Source organism: Flavobacterium sp. N502536 (assembly GCF_025947345.1).
Classification (GTDB): Bacteria; Bacteroidota; Bacteroidia; order Flavobacteriales; family Flavobacteriaceae; genus Flavobacterium.
This window is the reverse complement of the sequence record NZ_CP110011.1, coordinates 1,299,959-1,318,452: the sequence shown is the minus strand read 5'-3', so window position 1 is coordinate 1,318,452 and position 18,494 is coordinate 1,299,959. Positions and strand designations below refer to the sequence as shown.

Sequence of the window (18,494 nt, the reverse complement as noted above, 5' to 3'; positions counted from 1 at the left end):
GTTAACTTATTACAAAGTTTTTCGGACTTGTTACATGGATTGAAAATTAGCGGTAAATTTACTTTTGCACTACAATTGGAGTGTTGATATTTGCAGCAATAAATCAAAAAAACGAGTTATGAATAATATTAAAAACTCCTTGTTTTACGTTACTGTCATTGGAGGTTTTACGGCCCTGATATATTGGGTAATCTCAAAGGGAGCTTCACTTGAGGCCGGACGCGGAATCGTTCATAAAAAAATCGAAAGCAATCATTGGAATGATTTTCTTCACTCGATGGTAGATAACCTTCAGCATCCTTTGGCTATTTTGTTAGCACAGATTGTGACTATTATTTTAGTAGCACGTTTGTTCGGGTGGGTTTTTAGAAAAATCGGACAGCCTTCTGTAATTGGAGAAATGATTGCCGGAATTGTTTTGGGACCTTCCTTGATCGGAATGTATTTTCCTGAATTTTCAGGAGCCTTGTTCCCAAAAGAATCTTTAGGAAACCTGCAATTTTTAAGTCAGATTGGTTTGATTTTTTTCATGTTTGTGATTGGAATGGAATTGGATTTGAAAGTTTTGAAAAATAAAGCACATGATGCTGTAGTTATAAGTCACGCAAGTATTGTAATCCCTTTTGCCCTGGGTCTGTCATTAGCTTATTTTATCTACCATACTTTTGCGCCGGTTGGGGTTGAGTTTGCCTCTTTCGGATTGTTTATGGGAATTGCTATGAGTATTACGGCATTTCCCGTTCTTGCCCGTATTGTACAGGAGCGCGGAATGCAAAAAACAAAACTCGGTACCATAGCCATTACCTGTGCCGCTGCCGATGATATTACGGCCTGGTGTATTTTGGCATTGGTAATTGCCATTGTAAAGGCAGGTTCGTTTACGAGTGCTTTGTACGTAATTGGTTTGGCTTTATTGTATGTCATTATCATGCTGAAAATAGTTCGTCCGTTCCTGAAACGTGTGGGTGATTTAAATTCGACACGTGAGAGTCTGAACAAACCGGTTGTTGCTATTTTCTTTTTAACACTTTTATTCTCTGCTTATGCTGCCGAGTTAATCGGAATTCATGCGTTGTTTGGTGCTTTTTTAGCCGGAGCAATTATGCCTGAAAACAATAAATTCAGAAATATCTTTATCGAGAAAGTAGAAGATGTAGCCATTATCGTTTTATTGCCATTGTTCTTTGTGTTTACCGGTTTGCGTACTCAGATTGGTTTACTGAACGACCCGTATTTATGGAAGGTAACTGCTGTAATTATTGGAGTAGCCGTAGCCGGAAAATTCTTTGGAAGTGCTTTTGCTGCAAAATTCGTCGGCCAAAGCTGGAAAGACAGTTTAGCCATTGGAGCTTTAATGAATACCCGTGGTTTGATGGAACTGGTTGTTTTAAACATAGGTTATGATTTGGGCGTTTTATCCACAGAAATTTTTACCATGATGGTAATTATGGCTTTGGTAACCACCTTCATGACAGGGCCTGCACTGGATTTAATAGGTTTTATTTTTAAAGATAAAATAACGGCCATTCCACAGGAAATTGGAAATAAAAGCAAGTATAAAATTCTACTTTCTTTTGCCACTCCTGAAAAAGGAAAAAAATTACTAAAACTGGCCAATAGTTTGGTGAAGAAACAAGCCGATAACTCTATAGTAACGGCAATGCATTTATCACTGAGTACCGAGATACACTCGTTTGATGTGAAAGATCACGAACGTAAAATGCTCATGCCGGTGATTGAAGAATCAGAACGTCTGAATCAGAATATGGTGAGTGTTTTTAAAGTGACAAATGATATCGATACGGATATTATTGATACTGCAAATCAAGGCGAATATGACTTATTGTTAGTGGGGTTAGGGCAGTCCATTTTTGAAGGAACCCTATTGGGGAAAATTCTCGGATTTACCACCAGAATTGTAAACCCGGATCGTTTGATTGATAAGTTTACCGGTAAAGAAGGATTGTTTGAGAATTCTCCTTTTGACGAGAGAACACGTCATATTATTGCAAAGAGCAAAATGCCTGTTGGGATTTTTATCGATAAGAAACTGGAAGAAGTCAATCAGGTTTTTATGCCGGTTTTTAGTAAGGAAGATGCTTTTTTGATTGATTATGCTAAAAAGTTAATTAACAATAACGGCTCTCAGATTACCGTTCTGGATGCCAGCGGTGAAGTAAAAAACACCAGAGATATTCAGGAAACGATTCGTTCGATTGAGCAAATTGCACCCAATCACATTATGATTATGCACGACCGAACAATTAAAAAAGAGTTTCTGGAGAATCAGAACTTAATGATTATTAGTTTGGACAGCTGGAAGAAATTAATAGAATCTCAAAGCACCTGGTTGAACAATACACCTTCGGTATTGATCTTGAAACCATAAAAGAGTTTAAATTACAATTTTTTTAAAATTACAATCTTTAAAATTCCAAATTCCAATTTTATAATTGGGTTTGGGATTTTTTTGTTTGAGTTTTGTTCGCATTTTTGCCATTCCGAGGAACGAGGAGTCTCCACGAGAAACTCGACAAAACTTGTGTTTTCGCTGCGGAGTTACTTACGGAGATTCCTTCTTTCATCGAAACGATACGTCACATTGGAATTTGGAATTTGTTTTTTTGTTTGACTCGCGGATGACGCTGATTCGCTTTGCGAAAACGCGGATTTACACGGATCTTTTGTTTCCTTATTTGTGATTTCTCCTTTTACCGAAATGAAACGATACGTCACATTGGAATTTGGAATTTGAGATTTGGGATTTAGTTTTTGGAATTTGGAATTTAAAAGAATTGGAATTTAACATTTATAGTCCCAAATCCAGTACATAGGAAATCTTAACGGCAATATTATCCTCAAACCTCATTAGTTGGTTCGGGCCATAACGATAGAAGCCACCTAAACCAATACCTTTATAAATCTTGTTAAGTTCGATTCCCGATTCGAAAAAACCTTTGTCCAGGGTTTTATAGGTTGGACCTACGTGCTGTTGCGGATTCTCCATATTTCCCCATGCCATTCTTGTAACCAGTACCAGGGAAGGACGGACTTTTTTGAGTATTCTGATTCGGTCAAAACCATGTTTGATTTGGAAAAACACATATTGACTGGAGAAAAACTCGTTAAAAAACATCGTTTCAAAACTGTTTCGTCCGGCAAAAGTAATACGCTGAATCACGGTTTCCTTCGTTAAGTTGTTGGGCATGGTGTTGTACAAATGGGTAAGGGGTGCATCGCCCGTAGCATAACCGCCCTGCAGGAGCAAACTCGTTTTTTGACCGTCCAGATATTTCTTTTCATACTCTGCTTTGAAATCTATTTTCCCAAAAGTAAAATCGTTTTCCATAACATTGGGTAGCGACTGTGTGTATTGAAAAGTAAACCTTGGAAATCTTTTATCGGTTTCCGTTCTTCCGGTTGGGGTTTGCATAAAAGCGCTAAAGGGCGCCCAAACAATCGAAACCATTGCGGTAGTCATGACATAATCCGAGTACAACTTTCCATTGTAATTAAATAGATAATCGAATTTAGGTTCTACAGCAGTTCTCGAAAATTCCAGAATTGCTTCCGTTTTCGGAATGATTTTAGTCTGAATATTGGCTTTCCAGCCCACATACTGATAAAAAGTGCTGATGTTGATAGGACGTGGGTCGTAAATTTTAAAAACACGTTTGTCCACTGCGAAAACGGTACTCGCAATCTCCCGAACATCATCGGTATAATAACCATTTACCCATGTATTGGTATTTTTATCCAATAAAACTCCTGTGCCAAGACTGTACTTAAACGCACCGTCTTTTGTTCCGTAAGCCCCATATCCTTCGATTCTGAAATTTTTAGAAAAACGATCGTTGGTAATACCGCCAAGCCCGAGCCTGAAACCTTCGTAATTGTTGTAACTGATGATTTTCTTCAAGTCCAGATCGACCGGACCAATCGGAAAATAGCCATTGATTATTTTTCGGCCCAATCCCAAGCGATTTTCGATTCTTTTCTTTATTGAAAGACTGTCTATCAACTGGTATGTTTTTTGGCTTTTTAGGTCCAGACTTTCTTTTCTGTAGGCTTCCCAGAACGTTTCCGGTTTTTTGTTGGCATCGTCTTTAATTTCGATGTAAAGCGCCGGGTTTTTTATAGATGGAGTGGTGTTGTAATGAATATCGAAATTGTTACTCTCAGATAACAGATACGTAAAATCGGATGCCGATTTTTTTCGGGGTTCAAAATTATCTTCAACATCTCCGTCAAACTGAATCGTTCCTCCTAAGATCTTAATGTCATCGTCACTTTTTCCTTTTACAATCTTAAAAGTGGTATTGCTTTGGAACCATATTTTTTCGCTGGGTACGTATTCAAATTCATGAATTCCGCTAATGTCCAGAACTCCTTTGATCCGCATTACGGCTTTGGCAACAGCAAAATTTTCCTGATCGATGTACAAAACGCCCTCTAATCCCGATGATTTTCTTCTTTGCTTGTTTTTAAAGTAAATCATATAGGTTTCGCGCCCTTTTATATTTACGGTATCCAGGATCTTGTAATTGTAACTTTGCGGAGCGTCGTTTGAAATTGGATTTTCGTATTTCGTTTCAATCAGTTCGTACTTCGAATCATAAATCGAAATCGACTGTAGGTTGAAAGCAATAATTTCATAAATAGGCTGTTTAAACCCCGCCATCTTAGTTCCTAGTATGGTTTCTTTTAATTTATGATTGCCAAACTGATATTGGGAAACTTTTTCGGTTTGAAACAAATGCTGCTTGCTGATTATTTCTTTGAATTTATAGTCAGAAGAATCAATGTTAATGCGTTTTTTGTCGAGATTTTTGTAAGCTGCCGTAGAGTCGATTCTGCCGTCGATCGAATCCGGATTGGCGGTTACGATAAGTTTATTGTAGCTTTTATATTCGAAACTGTTGAGTTTTTTCTGCGGATTGTTTTTGTTTTTATTCGCAATGACCTTCTTAATAATCGTCAGGGCCGGGTTTTCGTTTGAAACCACCACCTCTTTTAAATCGTCGGTCTTTTGAGAAAGAGAGATGGGATAAAAAGTTTTATGCTCCGCAACTGAAATCGTTCTGGTTTGAAAGCCAATATACGAAACGGTAAAAGCGGCTGGTTTTACAGACATTTTCAGAATGAACTTCCCGTCAACATCCGTAATCGTATTGTTGCTGTCAGAAGTTGTAATGGTAGCAAAAGGGAGTGGTTTATTATTAGAGTCCGTTACAATTCCGTTTATTTGAAATTGCGCCTGAATGGTAAGCGTGAAAAACAAAGTCAACAAACAAAATAGCTTCATAGAGAATGTTATAGTTTCAAAAACGGACAAAATGTAAAAATGGTATGCAAAAATAAGAATAAAAAAATCCGTTCAGTACAATTTAACTAAACGGATTTTTATTTTGTGTTGAATAGGATTACACCTTCATGATTTCGGCTTCTTTTGCTGCCAGTAATTCATCGATTTTTTTGATGTACGTATTCGTTAAATTCTGAACCTGATCTTCGGCTGATTTGCAAATGTCTTCAGAAGTTCCTTCTTTTTCTAATTTTTTGATATCCGTATTGGCATCCTTACGTACGTTACGAACCCCAATTTTAGCATCTTCTGCTTCAGATTTTGCTTGTTTAGCTAAGTCTTTACGACGCTCTTCTGTCAAAGGCGGAACACTGATGATGATAACGTCTCCGTTATTCATTGGGTTAAAACCAATGTTGGCTACCATGATTGCTTTTTCGATAACTTGTAGCATGTTTTTTTCAAAAGGCTGTAAAGTGATCGTTCTCGCATCAGGAACACTAATTTTTGACACCTGAGAAAGAGGTGTTGCAGATCCGTAATAATCTACAAAAACACTTCCCAACATTGCCGGAGAAGCTTTTCCTGCACGAATGTTAAGAAATTCTTTCTCTAAATGTGCAATCGAACCATTCATAGATTCTTCAGTACTATCTAATATAAATTCTATTTCTTCCGTCATTTTTTTAGATTTTTAGATTTTAGAGGATTAGGTTTTCAAATTTTAAAGAAAATACACCTCTAATTTACTAACTAATATATTTTATTTTTATGAATACTTTGTAAACATTGTCAAAATTTAGAAAAATGGAATGATCTAAAATTCTGACAATCTAAGCAGTCTAGATGTTCACTACTGTTCCAACGTTTTCACCTTCACAGATTTTCAAAAGATTACCAATTTTGTTCATATCAAAAACAACGATCGGTAATTTGTTTTCCTGACTTAAAGTAAAAGCAGTGGTATCCATCACATTCAATCCTTTTTTAAGGACATCATCAAACGAAATAAAATCAAACTTTACAGCTGCTGCATTTTTTTCAGGATCAGAATCATAAACACCATCCACACGGGTTCCTTTTAAGATCACATCTGCATTGATTTCAATTCCTCTTAAAACGGCTGCTGTATCGGTTGTAAAATAAGGGTTTCCGGTTCCGGCACCAAAAATTACAATTCTTCCTTTTTCAAGATGACGGTCTGCTCTTCTTTTGATATAAGGTTCTGCAATAGATTCCATTTTTAAAGCAGTCTGCAAACGCGTTTTCATTCCTTTGTCTTCAAGTGCACCCTGCAAAGCCATTCCATTAATTACAGTAGCAAGCATTCCCATGTAGTCACCTTGTACTCTATCCATACCGGCACTTGCACCTGCAACGCCTCTAAAAATATTTCCTCCGCCAATAACAATAGCAATCTCTACTCCTTTGTTATGAATTTGCTTAATTTCTTCAGCATATTCAGCTAATCTTTTAGGGTCAATTCCGTATTGTAAATCACCCATTAAGGCCTCGCCGCTAAGTTTTAGAAGAATTCTTTTATATTTCATTTTTGTGTTGCGTTAATTTGTGCAAATATAGACATATTCTGATTTTTAGAAATAATGTTTCAAAAAAAATAATAGTTCTTTTCGTTTTAAATCAATACAGATTTTTTGGATTTCTTTGAATGTGACAAAAGTCATTCTCTAAGTCCTCTTAAAAGTTGTAAATTTATACAATCCAAAAAACGCTAAATATGAAAAATAGTATAGCCAAAGCATTATTCAACAGTCACTCGTATACCGAATATCGAAAAATAGTCACCGATTTATTAATAGAGGGCAAGTCAACCGGTAATGAACAATCTGAAAGCTTAACCAATTACAGCAAGCTCAATGAAGCCAGAATGAATCGACTGGAGAAAACCATGAAAGTTGCTGATGAGGTACTTTTAGAATTAGAAAATTTAAAGCACAATTATATCTGGCTGGTAATTTCGGAAGGCTGGTGTGGTGATGCGGCGCAAATACTTCCTATACTTCATAAAATGGCTTTGGTTTCACACAAAAAAATCGATCTGCGAATTGTTTTTCGCGATGAAAATGAGGTATTAATGAATCAGTATCTCACAAATGGCGGCAGAGCGATTCCAAAAGTCATCGTGATTTGTAAAGAAACCGGAATTGCCCGTGCTGATTGGGGACCAAGACCCAAAGGAGCAGCCGACTTGATGATAAATTATAAAAAGGAGTTCGGTGTAATTGATGAAAAGATCAAAACCGACTTGCAATTGTGGTATTTGGCCGATAAAGGTTTGAGTACCCAAAACGAACTTATGGAAATCATGCGTTTGGTTGAAATTCGGGAGTAATGAAAGAATATGAGCAAACCGGATATGCCTGTCTCGAGAACTTCTTCTCCGAGAAGGAACTTCTTGCTATTGAAAAAATACTGATTCAATTTCATGAACGCTGGTTATTTGATCATGTAGCGGATTATGAAAAGGGAATTTTAAACAGCCATAGTCTTACCTCAGGAAAATATCTTAACGAAGAAGAGAAAGCAGCCCTTTTTGAATTTATTTCGCAGGACAAATTGGCCGAATTGCTGAAAGCGATCTTTCCGAAGACTCCAATTTTTTTGAACACACAGCTTTTCTTTGATCCAAAGAATGCCGATCAGAAAAATTATTGGCATCGCGATATTCAATACACAGGCATGACCGTCGACGATCAAAAGAAAGCCATCCAAACTCAAAATGTAGTTCATTTCAGGATTCCGATGAAAAGTGAACCGGGATCGAACTGATTCCGAAAACGCATCGCGAATGGGATTTACCAAAGGAGTTTGAGGTTCGGAATGCGTTGAACGGTTGCCGTCCAAATGATGCTTTAGAACGGGGAGAAATTATACAACTGAATCGTGGTGATCTTTTTATTTTTTCTGCCAATATGATTCATCGCGGAATTTATGGAAACGATCGGTTTTCTTTTGATGTCATTTTTTGTGATAACATTCCCGAAATAAAAAGTTTTGTAAACAGAGACAATTTGCCGTCGGCGAAAATACTCGGAACGCTTAAAAACAAAGCGTTTTTTGATTTTTTGTAAGTTTTATTGAAAAGTAAAGTAGGAAAAGATGCGATCTGGCAGGTAAAAAAAATAAATCGTTGAAACCCCTTATTTCTCGGGCAATCTGCTGTAAATAAGAATTTTAGTAATAAAAAATATATTAAAATATTTTGTATTATTCTAATTTTTTGTACCTTGGCAGTGTAATCCCACTTCTATTATTCATTTTCTTATTTACTCTTTTTATTGGTGTTTATTTAATGTTTAACAATTAAAAAATACACTATCATGAAAAAGTTATTCGAAAGATTTTACGATTTTGTTTCGGGCTTGTTGTTTGGAGGTAAGAATGTATCTCATTACTAACTTCAAAAAACGGGAGCTTATGAAATAGAACTACTTTGCAAGAAGTTGGCACATTACTATGGATATACATGAAGTAATGTGCTTTTTTATTTCTGACCCCCAAGGCAATTTAGTTTGTTAGAGAAGTGAATTGAAAAACAAGTGGTTTTCTTCTCTTACAGAAACACTGCTGTAAAATTTATCCATTGTATTACTTATCCGTTTTAAAATCTATTAAAAAAGGCTTCAATCTTGTTCCGTTTTGTTTTCTGAAATTATCCGAAATTAGAATTTGATAGTGATGATCGGGTTCTAAATCGGCTTTAATAGTCCACGATTTCATATCCGAAGACCAGATTCTTTCCGTATTTATTCTTGGAAAATAGTTTTCGCCAAGAGGGCCGAAATCTACACCTGTACTGCGTCCGTTTAGAGGTTCCGAAAATGTAATGGTAATTTCGACAGCTCCTGCTTTTACCTTTTGACTGCCGTTTTTAAATGCGGATAGGGAAACAACAGTTGGTCTTTGTTTTTCGTAATTCTGCTGCAATTTTTTCAGACTTTGAGGGAATAGTTTTGTACCGTCAACAATGCGGGCAACCTCTTTTTCATTGTGGTAATCCAATTCGATAAGCGTTTTTATCGCTTTTGCTTTGTCTTGGGCAGCATTGTAGTAACGTTCGCAAATTTCATAACCCACATAATAGCCCAGATCTCTAACCTTTAAGCTGTTTTTGTTTTCACCCCAGATCCAATTGTAATTGTTGCTTCTGAGGTATAAGTCGGCAATAAACTGATCGATTACTTTTTGTTGGTTGCTTTTCCCAAATTCAATTGCAGATGCGCTAGACTTTTTACCGGTTACTTTGCAGGAAATAAATTCGGCCACACCTTCATACAAACACATCGAAAGTAAATTTTCGACCAGTTCTTTTTGCTGTGTATGGATGTATTCATGTGTGCAGAGCAGAGCTATGTTTTTTCTTGGATGGTACTCTTTGTAAAAAGACTGTCTCCAGGCAGGGAGTTCATCAATAACAGTGGTTTCGTCGGCTAGGCTCATTTCGCTTCCAATTAAAATCCGATCATTTTGGACCGTTCCGTTTGTTCGGAAAGCTCCAATGGAAAAATAAAGGGTTGATGGTTTTAAATCGGGATAGGCTTGTTTCAGTTTGTTGATGTCGGCATCGATCTCCGGGTAAAGTTCGCTCGAGTTTAAAGTGTTTGGTTTTAGTGAATTCCAGAATTTGGGATACTTGTTTATCGCATTGATAAAATCTTTAGAGGTGTAATTGCGGACTTCGATTAAGCTTTTTAAACCCGGACTGGCTTTGTCGAGGTAGAATTCCTGTAAAAGAGAATATTGTTTTACGCTGTCTTTTTCAATGCTGATTTTGCTGTAGGCATCCCAGAAATTATCAATATCAACGGAAACAATTTTTTGATTGCCGGTTTGACTGTAGGAGGATATCGCAAAGACAAACAGTACTAGCAAAAAGTGGTTTTTCATGGTTTGGTTTTTTAGTCTGCCGTCTAAAATACAAAAAAAATGAAAAATATGGGTTTGCTAAATCTCCCTGAAAAAAAAGGTACGTTTTATTCGGACTGAAGGCTTTCTTCAAAAAGAGTAATGTCGATTGCGTTTTTTACGTCGTAATCGCCAATCTTAGTACGTCGCAACACGGTTAAATGCGATCCGGAGTTCATCGCTTTTCCAAAGTCAAAAGCCAAAGAACGAATGTAGGTTCCTTTGCTGCATACGACTCTAAAATCGATTTCAGGTAAAGCAATTCGGGTGATTTCGAACTCGTGAATAGTGGTTTTTCTGCTGGCAATTTCTACCGTTTCTCCGGCACGTGCATGCTCGTACAAGCGAACACCGTCTTTTTTAATGGCAGAGAAAATAGGCGGTTTCTGATCGATTTCGCCCAAAAACTGTTTCACTGTTTCGTGAATCAACGCTTCGTCGATATGAGAAGTTGGAAAAGTCTGATCGATTTCGGTTTCTAAATCATAAGATGGAGTGGTGGCTCCAATATAAAAAGTTCCCGTATATTCTTTCGCCTGACCCTGCAGTTCCGAAATTCTTTTGGTAAACTTTCCGGTACAAATAAGCAATAACCCTGTTGCCAACGGATCTAAAGTTCCCGCATGACCAATTTTGAACTTTTTAGGAAGTCCAACTTTATTAATTAAGAGGTATTTTAATTTATTGACAGCTTGAAACGAACTCCATTTTAAAGGTTTGTCAATCAGTAAAACCTGTCCGTTTAAATATTCTTCAGGAGTCATTATATAATCGTAAGGGGATGAATGAAAAAGTGAATCAGCAGCAGAACAATTCCGGCGATGATTCGGTAGTAACCAAAAACTTTGAAACCGTTTTTAGTCAAAAATCCAATAAAGGATTTGATTGCTAGGAGCGCTACAATAAAAGCAACGACATTTCCAATCACTAATATATTAATCTGATCGTGAGATAATTCAAATCCGGCTTTGTAATAATCGTAACATTTTTTTACCGTGGCACCCAACATTGTCGGAACAGCTAAAAAGAAAGAGAATTCCGCTGCTGTGGTGCGGGATAGTTTTTGAGACATTCCCCCCACAATACTGGCTCCGCTTCTTGAAACTCCCGGAATCATGGCAATACATTGAAACAAACCAATTTTGAAAGCTTGTAAATACGTAATTTCTGAAGAGCTTTCGGTAGCATTCGGATTGTTGAACCACTCGTCAACTTTTAGTAAAATTAACCCTCCTATTAAAAGAGAAATGGCAACTGTAACAGGGTTTTCTAATAAGCCATCGATAAAATCGCTTAGCAATAAACCTAATACTACAGCCGGAATAAAGGCTACTAAAAGTTTAAAGTAAAAATCAAGTGTTTGAAAGAAACGTCTGAAATACAAAACAACTACTGAAAGTATAGCACCAAGCTGGATGACAATCGTGAAAAGTTTGGTAAAATCTTCGTGAGCAATTCCAAAAAAGGAAGAGGCAATAATCATGTGACCTGTTGAAGAAACGGGTAAAAACTCAGTGATTCCTTCAATAATAGCAAGAACGATAGCTTGTAATGTATTCATTTATGAGATTGTTAGATTTTAGTCGCCTTAGACTTCTTAGATTTTATAAAAGATTATCTAATAATCTAAAGATCTAAGAAGTTTAAGGAATCTAAATAAAGTCTATTTGGATTTTTTGAAAATAGAGTAAATAGTGATTCCAAAGCCGATTAAAACGGTTGTTGGCGCCAGACGAATGCGTCGGAAATTGAAAACATCTTCATTAAAAACATTCGGATCGTTACTTCCTCCGCCAGACATTAAGATAAAACCTAAAGCGATAACTCCAATTCCGATTAATAGAATTTTGTAGTTGATTCCGTCAAAAAGGAATTCTTGTTTTGGTGCCTGTTCTTCTTTATTGTTGTTTTTCATTTTATTTCTTTTGTGCCGCTGAGCGTAGCCAAGGCTTTTTAAAAATTTGCAATCTAAAATCTATAATCTGCGATCTAAAATTAATACAGATCGTCGGTTCTTAAATTCAGGAAACGTTGTGTTGCAAAGTGCGTACTTACCCAGGTAATCAAAACCCCTAATCCGAATACGCCTACTAATACCAATCCAATTAAGGCTTTGTCTTCTATAATGCCTAAGCCCGGGAAATTGGTTTCTACATAAAGTAAAAGTCCAACCAAAGCGATAATGGCCAAACCGGCACCTAACATTCCCAGTTTTACACTGCGCATTACAAAAGGCTTACGAATAAACGATTTTGTTGCTCCAACCATTTGCATGGTTTTAATGATAAAACGATTAGAGTGAATGGATAAACGCAAGGAGCTGTTGATTAATAAAACGGCAATTATCGCAAGGAAACCGCTAATAATCAAAATCCACATACTTACTTTTTTGATATTGTCATTTACCAGATTTACCAATTGTTTGTCGTAAACAATGTCTTCAATCATGGTATTTTGACGTAGTTTGCTTTCTATTTTAAGGATACTGTCTCTTTCAACATAGTCCGCTTTTAAGTGAATGTCGTAAGAGTTCAATAGTGGATTCTCTCCTAAGAATGTCAGGAAATCTTCTCCAATAATGTCAGTGTGTTCCTTTGCCGCTTTCTCTTTGGTTACATAAACGAATGATTTTGCAAAAGGAGCTCTTTTTAATTCGGTATTGAAAGCTTTTATCACGCTATCATTGGCTTCGTTTTTAAAGAAAACCGTCATCGCGATTTTTTCTTTAAAATCATTAGCCAGTTTTCTAGAGTTGATAATGAATAATCCCAGTACCCCTAAAAGGAATAAAACCAGAAATACACTTAATACAACCGAAAAATAAGAGGAAATTAACCTGCGCTTTTGAAATTTATCAAAGTTAGAACTCATAGTTTGCTTAAATTATGGGGTAAAAATAATAAAGAATTTCTTTAAATGAAGTTAATAACGTTCAAAGTTTTAACTTTCGTACAATAAATGTAAATTTGCGGACTTACTTAATTATTCAGTACAACAAAACTTAGCAACTAGGTTACCTGGTAACTCAGCAACTCAAGAAATGAAATACAATCCAAACGAAATCGAAACGAAATGGCAGCAGTATTGGGCAGAAAACCAAACTTTTGCGGCGAAAAACAATTCTGAAAAACCTAAACATTATGTGTTAGACATGTTTCCTTATCCGTCAGGAGCGGGATTACACGTAGGACATCCGCTGGGTTACATAGCTTCAGATGTATATTCCCGTTTCAAAAGACATCAGGGATTCAATGTTTTGCACCCAATGGGTTATGATAGTTTTGGATTACCTGCAGAACAATATGCGATTCAAACTGGACAGCGTCCTGAAGATACAACACGCGTTAATATTGACGGGGGAGTAGACAAAGAAGGAAAGCAAATTGCAGGATATAGAAAGCAGTTGGATAAAATTGGCTTTTCATTTGATTGGAGCCGTGAAGTGCGAACTTCAAATCCGGATTATTACAAGCATACACAATGGATTTTTATCCAGTTGTTTAATTCATGGTACAATAAGAATGCTGATAAAGCAGAAGATATAGCCACTTTAATTGCTCTTTGTAAAAAGAAGGAAATGCAACGGTAAATGCGGTTTCTGATGATAATATCGAAGCTTTTTCGGCTGAGGAATGGAATGCTTTTTCGGCTGACAAACAAGAGAAAATTCTTTTGCAGTACAGATTGACTTATTTGGCAGAAACCGAAGTAAACTGGTGTCCTGGTTTGGGAACTGTTTTGGCCAATGACGAAATCGTAAACGGAGTGTCAGAACGTGGAGGTTATCCGGTAATCCGTAAAAAGATGACCCAATGGAGCATGCGAATTTCGGCTTATGCGGAGCGTTTGTTGCAAGGTTTAAACGAGATCGACTGGAGTGAATCTATAAAGAATCACAACGAAACTGGATTGGAAAATCGGTAGGTGCAATGGTTACTTTTAAATTGAAAAATCACGATGAAGTAATTGACGTTTTCACAACCCGTCCTGATACCATCTTTGAGTTACTTTTATGACTTTGGCGCCCGAGCATGATTTGGTGGCTAAAATTACAAGTCCGGAGCAAAAAGAAGCGGTTGAGGCGTATATCGAGAAAACAGCAAAACGTTCAGAGCGTGAGCGTATGGCCGATGTAAAAAACAATATCGGGCGTATTTACCGGTGCTTATACAGAACATCCGTTTACAAAAGAGCCAATTCCGGTTGGATTGGTGATTATGTTTTGGCAGGTTACGGAACAGGTGCTGTAATGGCGGTTCCTTGTGGAGACGAAAGAGATTATGCTTTTGCGAATTTCTTTAAGGGTCAGAACGGAATGCAGGAAATCAAGAATATTTTTGCAAACGTTGATATTTCAGAAGCGGCATACGGTTCAAAAGACAATATGGAGATCGCTAATTCTGATTTCTTAAACGGATTAAATTATAAAAAAGCCACTCAGGTCGCTATTGCCGAGTTGGAAAAAATAGGGCAGGGTGTCGGAAAAACCAATTATCGTTTGCGCGATGCGGTTTTCTCCAGTCAGCGTTATTGGGGAGAGCCATTCCCGGTATATTATGTAAATGGTTTGCCAAAGATGATCGAGGCGCAGCATTTGCCAATCATTTTGCCTGAGGTAGAAAAGTATTTACCAACCGAAGACGGTTTGCCTCCATTAGGAAACGCAGCGGTTTGGGCCTGGGATACAAAAAACAATAAAGTCGTTACTACCGACTTAGTAGATCATGCAACGATTTTTCCTTTAGAATTGAATACCATGCCAGGTTGGGCAGGAAGTTCATGGTACTGGATGCGTTATATGGATGCGGACAACAAAACTGAGTTTGCAGGCAAAGAAGCGCTAGCGTATTGGGAAAGTGTTGATTTGTATATTGGAGGAAGCGAACACGCGACCGGACATTTATTGTACTCCCGTTTCTGGAACAAATTCTTAAAAGACAAAGGTTTTGCTCCAACCGAAGAGCCATTCAAAAAACTGATCAATCAGGGAATGATTTTGGGAACGACTGCCTATGTTTACAGATTGGGAGGAACGAATACTTTTGTGTCTAAAAATAAAATTGGAGATCAAAATGTACAGCCATTACGTGTGGATGTAAATTTTGTAAATTCTTCAGATGAATTGGATACTGAAAAGTTCAAAGCTTGGAGAGAAGATTTTAATACTGCAGCATTTGTTCTTGACGAAAACGGAAAATATATCGTTGGACGTGAAGTGGAGAAAATGTCGAAATCGTACTATAATGTAGTAACTCCGATGATATTTGTAATGAGTACGGAGCAGATACCTTACGTTTGTACGAAATGTTTTTAGGACCATTAGAGCAAGCTAAACCTTGGAATACTGCCGGAATCTCTGGAGTTTTTGGTTTCCTGAAAAAATTATGGAGATTGTATTTTGATGAAAATAATGGCTTAATCGTAAACAAGGACGAGCCAACAAAAGACAACTTAAAATCATTGCACAAAACCATTAAAAAAGCAGCAGAAGACATTGAGAGTTTCTCTTTTAATACTTCCGTTTCTCAGTTTATGATTTGTGTAAACGAATTGTCTGCTCAAAATTGCCATTCAAGCTATTTTAGAGCCGTTAGCGATTTTAGTTTCGCCTTATGCACCACATATTGCTGAAGAATTATGGCAGCAATTAGGAAATACAACTTCGATTTCAGAAGTTTCTTTCCCGGTTTTTGAAGCAAAACATTTGGTAGAAACGAGCAAGGAATACCCGGTTTCTTTCAACGGAAAAATGCGTTTCACTATCGAATTGCCTTTGGATCTAACCAAAGAGCAAATCGAAGAAATTGTCATGAAGGACGAAAGAACTTTACGTCAGTTAGAAGGAAGAACTCCAAATAAAGTGATTATTGTTCCTAGTAAGATCATCAATCTTGTAGGATAAATAAATTTTTCAATACTATAAATCCCAAATTCCAATTTTACGATTGGGGTTTGGGATTTTTTTTGCTTGTCATTTCGACCAAAGGAGAAATCACACTAGTTAATCGACAAAGATTGTTGATATAGTTTGCGGAGTTCCTTGTGTGATTTCTCGTTCCTCGAAATGACAAGATTGTGGGGTTGCTTCATTTTTTGTTGGAATTTGGAATTTGAGATTTGGGATTTTTCTATTGCATTTGCTGCTGCTTTTTTTTAAATGGACGATCAAAATGTTAGCTGCGAAAAAAAACTTGAAATAATTTTAAAAAAAAATAATCGATACCTCAGTGTACGTCATCCCTTGTAGAGATTGGGGTTTAGGTATGTATACGAAGTTTGGAATTTGGAATTTGGAGATTAATTTTTATTTTTTTTAAAACGATTTGTAACATTTGAAACTTCTCGTATCCAAAAGGCGAATTTAACTAATAAACCATTTAACAACTTAAATCTATTAAAAATGAAAAAGTATATCATCTTAGTTATCGCCTTATTATTTTCAGCTGTATGTTTAAATGTATTTGCACAAACAAAAGCCTATCCGTTTGAAGTTCTTAAAACCGGAAAAGGAAAACAAACAATTTTTTCATTCCTGGATTTGCTTCTTCAGGGGATGTGTGGAAGGATACCAGAGCTAATTTGAAAAAGACTTTACCTGTTATACACTTACAATGGCTGGTTTTGCCGGAGTAAAACCACAACCGAATGCCTCTTTTAAAAACTGGGAAACCGAAATTGCCAGTTTTATCAAAACAAATAAAATCGAAAAACCAATCATAGTTGGTCATAGTTGGGTGGAGGATTTGCATTGGCTTTAGCAGCAGATTATCCGGAATTGGTTGGTAAAATTGTGGTAGTCGATGCGCTTCCATGTATGGCTGCATTAATGGATCCTGCTTTCAAAGCAAAAGAAAATAACGATTGTTCGCCAATGGTGAATCAAATGACGACGATGACAGATACTCAGTTTCAGGACATGCAGAAAAAAACGATGCCACGCCTTGTTCAGGATGCTTCAAAAATCGATATGATTGTAGACTGGAGTGTGAAATCAGACCGAAAAACATTCGCTGAAATGTACTGTGATTTTTCTAATACCGATTTGAGAGAAAAATTTCGAACGTAAAATGCCCGTCATTAATTTTACTGGAGTCATATTTTGTAAATTTAAACCTGCTATTGAAGGACAGTATCAGAATTTAAAAAATGCAAACTTTCAATATGCTGCTAAAAGGGTTACATTTTATCATGTATGATGATGCAGCATGGTATTTAAATCAGGTGAGTAATTTCGTAAAATCGTAATAATGGAATTTGAAGTTATCTATAAAAAATATTGGGATAGAATTTTCAGGCTTTGCATGGGTTTTGTAAACGACTATGATATCGCACAGGATCTGGCTCAGGAGACTTTTGTTATCGTATGGCAAAAATTGGATACTTTTAGAAGTGAGTCGGGTATTGGGACCTGGATTTTTAGGATAGCCTCTAATAACTGTTTGCGGCAAATTGAAAAAAACAAACGTTTTCTTAAATCAGATCTTCCGGTTAATTTGCAGGAAGAAAAACAACAATCGTTAGAACCGCAAATCCAGTTTTTGTACAAGTGTATTGCTGAACTGCCGGAAACGGAACGTATTATTATTTCGCTCGAACTTGAGGAGGTCAAGCAGGCTGAAATTGCCAAAATCGTGGGGCTTTCAGAAGCGAATACAAGAGTGAAAATTCACAGGATAAAGGAAAACTGACTCAAAAATTTAAGGAAAATGGACGACAATAACAATATAGACTTTAAAGATTTATGGAAAAAACAAACCGTAAGTCAACCCGACATGAAGGATTTGCTGCTGAGACTGAAACAATTTAAAGCTGCCGGTTTACGTCAATTGTGGATCACCAATATACTGCTTTTAGCAACCACTGCTTTTATTATTTTTGTTTGGTACTATTATCAGCCGGAATTCATTTCGACCAAAATAGGAATTGTACTGGTGATTTTGGCAATGATTATGTATGTAGGTGTTTACAACAGATTGTTGGCAGGTTATAAAAATATTGATGCGACACAATCCAATCAGGACTACCTGCAGCGATTGATTTTAATTCGAAAAAAACAGCAATACCTGCAGTCTACGGTTCTGAACTTGTACTTTGTTTTACTGGGTGTTGGAATCTGTCTGTACATGTACGAATACGCTTCGAGAATGAGATCTCTTTCTGCGGCGTTGGTCTACGGAGTTACATTGCTGTTGGATGGGGATAAACTGGTTTTACATTCGCCCGAAACAAATTAAAAAACAGCAGGAAAAAATAAACAGCCTGA

22 protein-coding genes are annotated in these 18,494 nt (G+C 36.8%); 14 read left to right on the top strand and 8 right to left on the bottom strand.

The window, feature by feature from the left end; genetic code table 11:
- Positions 1–118: 118 nt before the first annotated feature.
- Complete coding sequence (locus tag OLM61_RS05985) at positions 119–2,389, top strand: cation:proton antiporter (RefSeq protein ID WP_264525499.1); 2,271 nt, start codon at positions 119–121, stop codon at positions 2,387–2,389.
- Between the two features lie 420 nt (positions 2,390–2,809).
- Here the strand turns inward: OLM61_RS05985 and OLM61_RS05980 are convergent, their stop codons facing one another.
- From OLM61_RS05980 to pyrH, 3 genes are all read right to left on the bottom strand, one after another.
- Positions 2,810–5,305 (bottom strand): DUF5686 and carboxypeptidase regulatory-like domain-containing protein, encoded by a 2,496-nt coding sequence (locus OLM61_RS05980; protein ID WP_264525498.1) that lies wholly within the window; start codon positions 5,303–5,305, stop codon positions 2,810–2,812.
- Between the two features lie 118 nt (positions 5,306–5,423).
- Complete coding sequence (frr, locus tag OLM61_RS05975) at positions 5,424–5,987, bottom strand: ribosome recycling factor (RefSeq protein WP_264525497.1); 564 nt, start codon at positions 5,985–5,987, stop codon at positions 5,424–5,426.
- A 160-nt stretch (positions 5,988–6,147) separates the two neighbouring features.
- On the bottom strand, positions 6,148–6,855 hold the full coding sequence (gene pyrH / locus OLM61_RS05970; RefSeq protein ID WP_264525496.1) for a UMP kinase: 708 nt from the start codon (positions 6,853–6,855) through the stop codon (positions 6,148–6,150).
- A 188-nt stretch (positions 6,856–7,043) separates the two neighbouring features.
- On the opposite strand from pyrH, the gene OLM61_RS05965 reads away from it, so the two are divergent.
- Positions 7,044–7,658, top strand: coding sequence for a thioredoxin family protein (locus tag OLM61_RS05965; RefSeq protein ID WP_264525495.1), 615 nt, complete (start codon positions 7,044–7,046; stop codon positions 7,656–7,658).
- Positions 7,658–8,095, top strand: coding sequence for a phytanoyl-CoA dioxygenase family protein (locus OLM61_RS05960; protein ID WP_264525494.1), 438 nt, complete (start codon positions 7,658–7,660; stop codon positions 8,093–8,095). Before OLM61_RS05965 ends, OLM61_RS05960 begins: the two co-directional genes overlap by 1 nt.
- Before the next feature lie 819 nt (positions 8,096–8,914).
- Here OLM61_RS05960 and OLM61_RS05955 read toward each other — a convergent pair.
- From OLM61_RS05955 to OLM61_RS05935, 5 genes are all read right to left on the bottom strand, one after another.
- A complete protein-coding gene (locus tag OLM61_RS05955; protein ID WP_264525493.1) occupies positions 8,915–10,213 on the bottom strand; it encodes a DUF2268 domain-containing putative Zn-dependent protease in 1,299 nt (432 codons plus the stop codon).
- An 86-nt stretch (positions 10,214–10,299) separates the two neighbouring features.
- Positions 10,300–10,995 carry a tRNA pseudouridine(55) synthase TruB gene (gene truB / locus OLM61_RS05950; protein WP_264525492.1) on the bottom strand — a complete coding sequence of 232 codons (696 nt, stop codon included), beginning with the start codon at positions 10,993–10,995 and terminating at the stop codon, positions 10,300–10,302.
- Entirely contained in the window at positions 10,995–11,792 is a 798-nt protein-coding gene (locus tag OLM61_RS05945; protein ID WP_264525491.1) for an undecaprenyl-diphosphate phosphatase, read from the bottom strand. The genes truB and OLM61_RS05945 overlap by 1 nt, the downstream gene beginning before the upstream one ends.
- A 102-nt stretch (positions 11,793–11,894) precedes the next feature.
- Positions 11,895–12,146 (bottom strand): DUF3098 domain-containing protein, encoded by a 252-nt coding sequence (locus OLM61_RS05940; RefSeq protein WP_173965985.1) that lies wholly within the window; start codon positions 12,144–12,146, stop codon positions 11,895–11,897.
- A gap of 80 nt (positions 12,147–12,226) precedes the next feature.
- Positions 12,227–13,102 carry a cell division protein FtsX gene (locus OLM61_RS05935; RefSeq protein ID WP_264525490.1) on the bottom strand — a complete coding sequence of 292 codons (876 nt, stop codon included), beginning with the start codon at positions 13,100–13,102 and terminating at the stop codon, positions 12,227–12,229.
- 169 nt (positions 13,103–13,271) lie between these two features.
- Between OLM61_RS05935 and OLM61_RS05930 the strand changes: the two genes are divergently transcribed.
- From OLM61_RS05930 to OLM61_RS05880, 11 genes are all read left to right on the top strand, one after another.
- The gene (locus tag OLM61_RS05930) at positions 13,272–13,820 is read left to right on the top strand and encodes a class I tRNA ligase family protein (RefSeq protein ID WP_319800544.1); all 549 of its coding nucleotides are present in this window, start codon (positions 13,272–13,274) and stop codon (positions 13,818–13,820) included.
- Between the two features lie 83 nt (positions 13,821–13,903).
- Entirely contained in the window at positions 13,904–14,155 is a 252-nt protein-coding gene (locus OLM61_RS05925; RefSeq protein ID WP_264525489.1) for a hypothetical protein, read from the top strand.
- Between the two features lie 5 nt (positions 14,156–14,160).
- Positions 14,161–14,247 carry a hypothetical protein gene (locus OLM61_RS05920; protein ID WP_264526363.1) on the top strand — a complete coding sequence of 29 codons (87 nt, stop codon included), beginning with the start codon at positions 14,161–14,163 and terminating at the stop codon, positions 14,245–14,247.
- Positions 14,244–15,545 (top strand): hypothetical protein, encoded by a 1,302-nt coding sequence (locus tag OLM61_RS05915; protein WP_264525488.1) that lies wholly within the window; start codon positions 14,244–14,246, stop codon positions 15,543–15,545. Before OLM61_RS05920 ends, OLM61_RS05915 begins: the two co-directional genes overlap by 4 nt.
- Positions 15,536–15,862 carry a hypothetical protein gene (locus tag OLM61_RS05910; RefSeq protein WP_264525487.1) on the top strand — a complete coding sequence of 109 codons (327 nt, stop codon included), beginning with the start codon at positions 15,536–15,538 and terminating at the stop codon, positions 15,860–15,862. Before OLM61_RS05915 ends, OLM61_RS05910 begins: the two co-directional genes overlap by 10 nt.
- Positions 15,786–16,133: a class I tRNA ligase family protein gene (locus OLM61_RS05905; RefSeq protein WP_319800551.1), complete on the top strand. Its 348-nt coding sequence runs from the start codon at positions 15,786–15,788 to the stop codon at positions 16,131–16,133. Before OLM61_RS05910 ends, OLM61_RS05905 begins: the two co-directional genes overlap by 77 nt.
- Positions 16,134–16,631: 498 nt before the next feature.
- On the top strand, positions 16,632–16,814 hold the full coding sequence (locus OLM61_RS05900) for a hypothetical protein (protein WP_264525486.1): 183 nt from the start codon (positions 16,632–16,634) through the stop codon (positions 16,812–16,814).
- Positions 16,815–16,842: 28 nt separating this feature from the next.
- Positions 16,843–16,989, top strand: a complete 147-nt coding sequence (locus tag OLM61_RS05895) for a hypothetical protein (RefSeq protein WP_264525485.1) — start codon at positions 16,843–16,845, stop codon at positions 16,987–16,989.
- Positions 16,980–17,297 (top strand): hypothetical protein, encoded by a 318-nt coding sequence (locus tag OLM61_RS05890; protein ID WP_264525484.1) that lies wholly within the window; start codon positions 16,980–16,982, stop codon positions 17,295–17,297. Before OLM61_RS05895 ends, OLM61_RS05890 begins: the two co-directional genes overlap by 10 nt.
- A 181-nt stretch (positions 17,298–17,478) precedes the next feature.
- Complete coding sequence (locus OLM61_RS05885; protein ID WP_264525483.1) at positions 17,479–17,919, top strand: RNA polymerase sigma factor; 441 nt, start codon at positions 17,479–17,481, stop codon at positions 17,917–17,919.
- Between the two features lie 18 nt (positions 17,920–17,937).
- Positions 17,938–18,465 (top strand): hypothetical protein, encoded by a 528-nt coding sequence (locus tag OLM61_RS05880; RefSeq protein WP_264525482.1) that lies wholly within the window; start codon positions 17,938–17,940, stop codon positions 18,463–18,465.
- The last annotated feature ends 29 nt before the right edge of the window (positions 18,466–18,494 follow it).